The organism is Thermosulfurimonas sp., assembly GCF_015491435.1.
Classification (GTDB): domain Bacteria; phylum Desulfobacterota; class Thermodesulfobacteria; order Thermodesulfobacteriales; family Thermodesulfobacteriaceae; genus Thermosulfurimonas_A.
In genome coordinates this window covers 1-4,937 of sequence record NZ_WFVX01000006.1, presented here as the reverse complement: position 1 = coordinate 4,937, position 4,937 = coordinate 1, and the positions used below count along the sequence as shown (strand labels likewise).

Genomic DNA, 4,937 nt, shown 5'->3' with positions numbered 1-4,937 from the left:
TGCCACAAGGACGATTATCTGGCTGGTTGGGGGAGTACAATAAATCGTTGGGAATACGTACATCATATTGGGCCAGATCATCCTTATCCGCAGGTCCAATGTTCAACTTGTCATGGCAGACCATGGAGCCCAATTCCCTGCTCTAAATGTCACTATCATGGAGCTATAGATAGCATAACAGGTCGTAAGAATTTTTAATATCGAAACTATCAGGAAAGCCTTGAGGAGCTGAAAAGAGGAGAGATAGAATTTTGGATAAAGTGGACGAACTAAAAATTTGACGAAGTCTATTGAGGTTTATGGAGATGCCGGAGATAAACGAGATTGATGTAAAGAAGGTGGTGCACGAAATCCTTCCACGTATCCTGCGGGAGCATCCGGAGACGCGCTTTGAGATCGAGCGCCTGATCCGGGAGACGGCCATGACCCGAGAGGAGGCCGAGAGCCGCTTTGAGAGACTTCTTGAGGAGAACATATGAGGCCACTGCGGGTCCTTCTGGCCACACCGCCCTATCACTGCGGGATGCTTGAGGCCGCGGGAGGCTGGCTCCCGCTGGGGCTGGTCTATCTGGCCGGGGAGGTGCGCCGGCGGGGGCACGAGGTCGCGATCTACGACGCCATGACCCTCTTTCACGGCTGGGAGGAGATCGCCCGGGTGCTGGAAGACCTTCGGCCGGATGTCCTGGGGATCGGGGCCATCACCGCCACGGTAAAAGACGCCCTTAAGTTTTGCGCCCTGGCCAGGGAGATTCATCCCGGGGTGGTCACGGTTCTCGGAAATGTTCATCCCACCTTCATGAGCGAGGAGGTGCTTTCCTCCGGGGCGGTGGATTTCGTGGTGCGCGGCGAGGGAGAGATCACCTTTGCCGAACTGGTGGACTGTCTCGCCGCAGGCGGAGACCCTTCGCGCGTGGCCGGGCTGAGCTTTCTTAAGGACGGAGGGGTTTTTCACACCCCGGATCGTCCCTTTATCCGGGATCTGGACTCCCTTTCTCCGGCCTGGGACCTTCTGGAGTGGTCCATCTATACCTATCATCCCCGGCCGGGCTCGCGCCTGGCCATCGTGTCTTCTTCAAGGGGCTGTATTTCGCAGTGTCTTTTCTGTTCCCAGCGGCTTTTCTGGAAGGGGGCCTGGCGGGCCCGGAGCCCGGAAAGCTTCGTGGCTGAACTTGAGCTTTTGCGGGAGCGTTACGGGGTGGATGTGGTGATGATAAGCGACGAATACCCCACCCGGGATCGGGCCCGGTGGGAGAGGATCCTTGACCTTCTCATCGAGCGGGACCTGGGGATGGAGATCCTCATGGAGACCCGGGTGGACGATATCGTAAGAGACGAAGACCTTATGGAAAAATACCGGGCCGCCGGGGTCTCGCACATCTATGTAGGGGTGGAGGCCCCGGACCAGAAGCGAGTGGACGAGTACCGGAAGAACATCCGGGTGGAGGATTCTAAAAGGGCGCTTGAGATCATTAACCGGGCGGACATCATCTCCGAGACCTCCTTCGTGGTCGGGACCCCGGATGAGACGAGGGAGAATCTGCGGGCCACTCTGGAACTGGCCCAATTCTACGACCCGGACATGGCCTTCTTCCTGCCGCTCACTCCCTGGCCCTATACCCCCATGTACGAGAAGTATCGGGAGTACATAGAGGTTCACGACTGGAGCAAGTATAACCTGGTTGAGCCGGTGATAAGGCCCCGGGGCTTGAGTCGTGAAGAGCTAAGGCGCCTTCTCTTTTCCTCTACCGGGAAATTTTTTAAACACAAGCTCTCGCAGTTTCCCCGCCTGAGTCCCTTCAAGCGGGACTTCATGCTTCGGGTCCTCGGGCTCATGGTGGAGAGATCCTATCTTTCCGAGGAGATGCAGCGCGTGCTCCTGCCTTTCAGGGCCTTTTTGAGCCGGAAAAAAGCAAGAAGAGGATGGCCGTGAGGGATTATTCTTTAGATTCCGCCTTCGTGCGGCAACTGGACCAGGAACTGCTCGAGTTCATCGGTAAAGGCCTTGAGAATCGGGATGAGGAGACCTTCAATCGGCTAGCCCTTAAGGAATTTGAGCTTCAATTTCATACCGTAAAGCCCTATCGGGAATTTTGCCAGCGAAAGGGGATTACTCCGGATACAATTTCCAGCTGGGAAGAAATTCCCGCGGTTCCCACTCTGGCCTTTAAAAAATTTGTGCTCACCACCTTTCCTCCGGAGAGAGCGGTTCAGAGTTATATGAGTAGCGGAACCACCGATTTTACCCATCGCAGTCGTATCTATCGCGATCGGCGGGCGGTGGAGATAATGGTTCAGGCCAATGCCCTTCTCACCCGGGAGTATCTCTTTCCGGATCGGGAGAGGATGAGGATCCTCTTCTTTGCCCCTTCGCCCAGACTGGTTCCCACCATGGGGATGGCCGTGGGGCTGGGGGAAGTGAGGAGACTTTTCGGTACCGAGGACAGTACCTTTCTCATTACTTACCGCGGGCTTGAGCTAGAGACCCTGCTCAGGGCTTTGCACGAGGCCGAGGAGACCGGAGAACCCATAGCCCTTATAGGGGCTACCTCTGCTTTTATTTACTTTTTGAGAGCCTGCGAGAAGGAGGGTCTTAGGTTTGAACTTCCTCCGGGAAGTCGTATCTGTGACGGTGGAGGGTATCAGGGGCAGTTCGGAGAATGCAGCCGGGAAGAGTTCTGGGATATGTGTGCCCGGATTTTGAATGTTCCCTCTCATTATTGTATAAATGTTCTGGGTATGGCTGAGACCAGTACCAATTTTTTCGATAATGTATTGCGTAATCACCTCCGGGGCTGGAGGAAGGTGCGTTATAAGGAACTTCCTCCCTGGACCAGGCTTCGGATCGTGGATCCCGAGACCCTTGAGCCCGTACCACCGGGAGAACCCGGTCTTCTGTGTCATTACGATCTGGCCAATCGGGCCATGATGTTTGCCGTGCAGACGGATAATGTGGGGGTGGCCGTGGAGGACGGTTTCGAAATCCTGGGACGCTGGCGAAAAAGGGACGGTCGGGTCTATCTGGATCGCACCTTTCAGCATCCGGGAGGGAGGGTCCTTAACACCCTTACGGAATTTTTACTTCGGCGTAAATTTTCCCGGATAGGTTCTGTATATGACCGAATAATAGGGAGGTGAAGGGATGGAGAGAGAATGGGAAAGGATATCCGAGGACATGATCGGGCAGGACCAGGGAAGGGGTTGTTCCACCGTGGCCGATTTTCTGATTCTCGGACGGGGTGAGGAACTTAAGGGGCATGGATGGCTGGCAGAGGAAAGGGATAGCGAAGAAACGCAGACTTGCGGACCGAAAAGTTCGGATAAATCCGAAAATTGATTTTTAATAGATCAAATTGAGTATTGACAAGCGCCCGAAGAAGTTCTATTGGTATTTTTAGGAGCAGATCCAGAGAGGGGGCGTAAGATGAAGTACAAGTGGTTGGTTCTGTGCCTTGTGGTGGGGCTTTTATTGTGGCTGGGGCGGGCCGAGGCCCTGGTGGGTGTATGTAGCAACTGTCACACCATGCACAACTCGCAAAATGGCACCGCCATGACCGTAAATGGCACCGCTCCTAATCCCTTACTCCTCAAGGCGGGGTGTATAGGCTGTCATGCACAGGGAGGAAGCCAGCGGATCGTCAACTGGGGAGGAAGCCTTATTCCCCAGGTTTATCACAGCGACAGTCAGGATCTGGCCGGAGGAAATTTTGCTTATATCACTGGTCTTAAGACCGGGGGCGACGGTGGAAGCGGGGATGCCTACGGGCACAATGTAGCCGGTATTCCGGGTATAGACGTGGATAGTGCCCTTTCGGCCGGAGCCCCGGGTCCTTTTAATGGATGGCATCCTCAGAGTCAGTGGAATAACAAGCAGATTACCTGTGCCGGCGGTGGGGGTTGTCACGGAATTCGGGTGGGGAATCTGAGCCCCATGGCCGGAATCAAGGGGGCGCACCATTCCAACATAACCGGCACGGTAAATGGCACCACGGTGGGTGAGAGTTATCGTTTTCTCCTCAACGTGAAAGGGTACGAGGTCTCGGACTGGCAGAATACCTCTCCCACCCATCACAACGAATATTATGGAAAGACCACTCCTATTACTCAGTTGAGTTGTTCCGCCACCTCCTGTCACCAGGGGCCGAACGGGTCTCCCATGCCTCCGGATGGGACCATCAGTCAATTTTGTGCCACCTGTCATCCGCTCTTCCATTCGGCCAACAGCACGGCCTCGGATCCCAGCAATCCGGGGTCTCCCTGGTTAAGGCATCCCACGGACTATGCCCTTCCCAACAGCGGCGAGTATGCCAACTACAATAATGGAACCCTTACCTATAGCGTGCTGGCTCCGGTGGCCCGCACCACCTGGCCCATCACCGGAATCTCCGACACCGTTACCCCGGGCTCGGATGCGGTGATGTGTCTCTCCTGTCATTATGCCCATGCCGGGCCTTACCCGGATATGTTGCGGTGGAACTATAATAACTGCGTGGCCAGCGGTGGATATAACCCCAACTGTGGTTGTTTCGTCTGCCACACCAGCAAAGACTAATTTTAACGATTTTGTCGGATAGAGACGGGGTAAGGCGGGACCTCCTCGGCGGCAAGGAGGTCCCGTAAAAGGTCTAGTTTAGCTTCGAGAAAGGTCTCTTTCTGGATCCGACCAAAGTAATAGAGACCGAAGGGGAAATTCTGTAGATACCAGAAAAGCCAGAGGGTGAAGCGTTTCTCCCGCAAGGTTTCGGGAAGAAGGTTGAGGTAACGAACAAAGAGTTCCACCGGTTCCAGGGGGTGCGGAGGCGGAGGTAGAGGTCCTCCCTGAAGTTTGATCTTCACGTCCCGGAAGATCCAGGGGCGAAGGAGGGCGGCCCGGCCGATCATCACCCCGTCGCAGCCGGTCGCAGAAAGCATCCTTACCTGTCTCTTATACACATCTGACG

Annotated in this window: 6 protein-coding genes; 5 read left to right on the top strand and 1 reads right to left on the bottom strand. The window is 55.1% G+C overall.

Annotated elements, in window-relative coordinates; translation table 11 throughout:
• Positions 1–305: 305 nt before the first annotated feature.
• The 5 genes from F8J34_RS00255 to F8J34_RS00235 all read left to right on the top strand — a co-directional run bounded on the left by F8J34_RS00255 (position 306) and on the right by F8J34_RS00235 (position 4,549).
• A complete protein-coding gene (locus F8J34_RS00255) occupies positions 306–479 on the top strand; it encodes a hypothetical protein (protein WP_297055094.1) in 174 nt (57 codons plus the stop codon).
• A complete protein-coding gene (locus tag F8J34_RS00250) occupies positions 476–1,930 on the top strand; it encodes a radical SAM protein (protein WP_297055091.1) in 1,455 nt (484 codons plus the stop codon). The genes F8J34_RS00255 and F8J34_RS00250 overlap by 4 nt, the downstream gene beginning before the upstream one ends.
• Positions 1,927–3,135 (top strand): hypothetical protein, encoded by a 1,209-nt coding sequence (locus F8J34_RS00245; protein ID WP_297055088.1) that lies wholly within the window; start codon positions 1,927–1,929, stop codon positions 3,133–3,135. The genes F8J34_RS00250 and F8J34_RS00245 overlap by 4 nt, the downstream gene beginning before the upstream one ends.
• A gap of 4 nt (positions 3,136–3,139) precedes the next feature.
• Positions 3,140–3,334: a hypothetical protein gene (locus tag F8J34_RS00240; protein WP_297055085.1), complete on the top strand. Its 195-nt coding sequence runs from the start codon at positions 3,140–3,142 to the stop codon at positions 3,332–3,334.
• 87 nt (positions 3,335–3,421) lie between these two features.
• The gene (locus F8J34_RS00235) at positions 3,422–4,549 is read left to right on the top strand and encodes a cytochrome c3 family protein (protein WP_297055082.1); all 1,128 of its coding nucleotides are present in this window, start codon (positions 3,422–3,424) and stop codon (positions 4,547–4,549) included.
• A 2-nt stretch (positions 4,550–4,551) separates the two neighbouring features.
• On the opposite strand, the gene F8J34_RS00230 is transcribed toward F8J34_RS00235, so the two are convergent.
• On the bottom strand, positions 4,552–4,937 hold a 386-nt coding region (locus F8J34_RS00230; protein WP_297055079.1), incomplete at its 5' end, for a tRNA-dihydrouridine synthase.

Bases quoted from the DNA above. Each gene is read 5' to 3' on its own strand.
- F8J34_RS00255 (WP_297055094.1), top strand. From the start codon at position 306: ATGCCGGAGATAAACGAGATTGATGTAAAGAAGGTGGTGCACGAAATC.
- F8J34_RS00250 (WP_297055091.1), top strand. From the start codon at position 476: ATGAGGCCACTGCGGGTCCTTCTGGCCACACCGCCCTATCACTGCGGG.
- F8J34_RS00240 (WP_297055085.1), top strand. From the start codon at position 3,140: ATGGAGAGAGAATGGGAAAGGATATCCGAGGACATGATCGGGCAGGAC.
- F8J34_RS00235 (WP_297055082.1), top strand. From the start codon at position 3,422: ATGAAGTACAAGTGGTTGGTTCTGTGCCTTGTGGTGGGGCTTTTATTG.